This is a genomic window from Streptomyces chiangmaiensis, assembly GCF_036281785.1.
In the GTDB taxonomy this organism is placed as follows: domain Bacteria; phylum Actinomycetota; class Actinomycetes; order Streptomycetales; family Streptomycetaceae; genus Streptomyces; species Streptomyces chiangmaiensis.
The window spans coordinates 1-2,985 of sequence record NZ_JAYWVC010000447.1; the positions used below are offsets into that span (position 1 = coordinate 1).

A 2,985-nucleotide genomic window follows, 5' to 3' on the forward strand; every position below is an offset into this window, starting at 1 on the left:
TAGCCATGGACCTCCAGGATGCCGGCGCCACCGTCCGCTACTTGATCAGGGACCGCGACAGCAAGTTCACCCGTGCGTTCGACGCCGTTTTCGAGGCCGAGGGCATCGAGATCGTTACCACCGGCATCCGCGTGCCCCGCATGAACTCAATCATGGAGCGATGGGTGCGGACCTGCCGCCGCGAGCTCCTCGACCGCACCCTCATCTGGAACCAGGCCCACCTGCTCCACGCGCTCAGCGAGTTCGAGTCGATCTACAACCAGCATCGACCGCACCGCACCCTGCACAGCGCGGCACCCCTGCGGCCGCTCCCCGAACCAATCATCGAACCAGACCGACTCGACCGCCTCGATATCCGTCGACGTGACCGACTCGGCGGTCTCTTCCACGAGTACGCACATGCTGCCTGACCAGCTCGGACGTAATAATCGGCACCCGCAGGGTGTCGGCGTCGAGCCCGGCGGCACGGCCGCCTGCCTGGCGCAGCTTCGCCAGGACGTCCGGGACGGCCAGGTCCGCCAGAAGGGTCCCGCAGAAGACCCGCATGATCGCGAGGTGCTTCAGCCGCTCGGGCGCGCTGAGGTAGGTGTACGCGTCCAGCCGTCGGCGCGCTTCGCCGTCGGCCTCGTGCGCTGTCTGATCCTGCGGTACGGCGTCCCGCGCTGCCCCGGGTGCGGGTGGCTCCATGCCTGCGAGGTTACGCGGCGCATCCGGCCGCCGCCGGTGTGTGGCCGAAAATGCCACGGACGCACGCCAGACAACGGCTCGGTCTCCGCTGGCAAATTGGGTTCGGCCACTTCCGCCGGCGACAGGCCATGTCCAGGCACTGAGCGTCGCGGTCTGTGAGCAGGGTCTGGGGGAGGCACGTGGAGTCCGGCCGGGTGTACGGCGGTGGTACGCCATGGGGCAAGGTCCACGCTGATCCCCGAACGGTTGTCCCTCATCAGCTATGGCCGGGGCGGCGTGAGGGCCGCATGAGTATCGGTCTCTCGGACGGAGTCTTACCTGGTTGCCTACTGGTGCCTTCTAATCGGACGTCGACCCGGTTTCGGGCCTCAGGTAACCGATCCCGGCATCCACGACCCACTCGGCGGCCGTGGGATCGAGTTTCCACGGGCTGACCAGCAGCGTGGCACGCAGAATGTCGCGGTCCTGCACGGAGGGTGGCTCGGCGCCCAGTTTCTCCCTCCGTTTCCCGTCAATACCCCAATGAGCGCTGGTTGCATCATCAAGGACGCGAATGAAGCGTTCGACGCGGTCGGGCCATGTGGGGTGCGCCCACCACCGGGAGCAGGCCAGGGCGCCATGGCAGGCGGTGCGGAGCAGGCCGAATCGGACGCCCCTGTCCTCCATCTGTCCGGCAAAGCCGCCGAGGACCCGATCTGCGTGGTCCTCGTATTCCTCGAGGTCTTCCTGCGAGCGAGCCAACTCGCCGAGGGTCATGCCGGTAGGAAGCCTGCGCTCGGCATTCGTCAGCCACCGGAAGAGGCGACCGGCAAGGACGTCCACATCCTCCACGTCGGTCCTTGCCAGCGCGGTGCTGCTCGCCGAAGTGATACCGGACTCGACACACCACCCCTTCAGGCGCCGACGTATGGCATCTGTGGTGTAGCTGTTGATGCGCATCATGTCGCCGTCCGAAAGCCGGCCTTCAGCGTGCCAGTTTTCGATGCAGCTGTTCCGCCAGGCGCCGTTGGTGATGCCGATCGCCACGAGGTCAAGCAACGAGGTCAGGTGGCTAGGGTCCACAGCGACCTGGCTGCGAAGGGTCTCCTCCATGAGCTCGTCGGTCATGATGGCCTGCGCCTCTTGGATCATGCGCTGCACCTCAGGGGACATGCCGTCGTCCTTGGTCATGCCTGGCGGCCTCTCACGTGTGTCGGGTATGTGCAGATGAGGGTAAGGGGGAGCAGTGACAGTGGCTTACCCCCAACGGGCCTGCCGCTTTGCCGAGTTCGGCCACTGACTCTCCTGAAGGACGTGATCAGGGTCGATCTCACATGCATAGGGCGTTCTCGGACTCTCCACACGAAACCGGCGGTTGTGTCGCTGTGATGCCTTGGCTTGCTTGGCGCCCCACTGAGAGGTTCGCCATGAAGACCCGCACCCCCGCGTCCATCGTGATCACCTCGGGCCGTGGAACGGCGGTGCGTCGTGGCCGCTCTATGCGGTAAACGGTTCGGGGCAGTGGCCCGTCGGTATCGGCAGGGAGGAGGAGACGTTCGAGCAGAAGCGAGGACGGCCGAAAAACGTTGGCGCGAGGGCGTGGCGAGTGGTCCGGGGCGTAGGCTCCGCGTCGGTACCCTGTCTACTGCCCCGGTTCGCGTTCGTTTCGCCCCGTCCCCGACCGGCATGTTCCATGTCGGTGGCGCACGGTCCGCTCTCTACAACTGGGCGGTGGCACGACAGTCCGGCGGCAGGTTCGTCCTGAGGATCGAGGACACCGACGCGGCCCGGAACAAGCCGGAGTGGACCGAGGGCATCATCAGCGCGCTGGCGGCGATCGGTATCCATGGCGAGGACCCGGCCTTCGAAGGGCCGTACTTCCAGTCGCACAACGCCGACCGGCACCGTGAAGCTGCTCAGCAGCTCTTCGCGGCCGGCCGGGCGTACTACTGCGACTGCACCCGGGAGCAGCTGAAGGAGCGCACGGGGTCGGAGCACCTCGGGTACGACGGGGTTCTGCCGGGACCGGGGGCTGGCCTTCGAGGAGGGGCGGGCGCTGCGGTTCCGGACGCCGGACGAGGGTGAGACCGTCGTGGTCGACCTGGTCCGTGGGGAGCCGGCGTTCCCGAACAGCGCGATCGAGGACTTCGTGATCGCCCGTGGAGACGGGTCTCCGGTCTTTCTGACCGCCAACGTCGTGGATGACCTGGATGAGGGAATCACGCAGGTCATCCGAGGCGAGGAGCACCTGTCGAACACGCCGAAGCAGCAGCTGCTGTGGGAGGCGCTCGGAGCCAAGCCGCCCGTGTGGGCGCACCT

General features: G+C 66.7%; 2 protein-coding genes and 1 pseudogene. 2 read left to right on the top strand and 1 reads right to left on the bottom strand.

Going from position 1 to position 2,985, the window contains the following annotated elements; translation table 11 throughout:
- On the top strand, positions 1–410 hold a 410-nt coding region (locus tag VXC91_RS44130), incomplete at its 5' end, for an integrase core domain-containing protein (protein ID WP_329512973.1).
- Positions 411–1,026: 616 nt separating this feature from the next.
- Here VXC91_RS44130 and VXC91_RS44135 read toward each other — a convergent pair.
- On the bottom strand, positions 1,027–1,857 hold the full coding sequence (locus VXC91_RS44135; protein WP_329512974.1) for a hypothetical protein: 831 nt from the start codon (positions 1,855–1,857) through the stop codon (positions 1,027–1,029).
- A 495-nt stretch (positions 1,858–2,352) separates the two neighbouring features.
- Here VXC91_RS44135 and VXC91_RS44140 point away from each other — a divergent pair.
- Positions 2,353–2,985 (top strand): annotated as a pseudogene (locus VXC91_RS44140) (glutamate--tRNA ligase); the annotation flags it as partial.

Coding starts and splice junctions, on each gene's coding strand:
- VXC91_RS44135 (WP_329512974.1), bottom strand. CDS start 1,857: ATGACCAAGGACGACGGCATGTCCCCTGAGGTGCAGCGCATGATCCAA.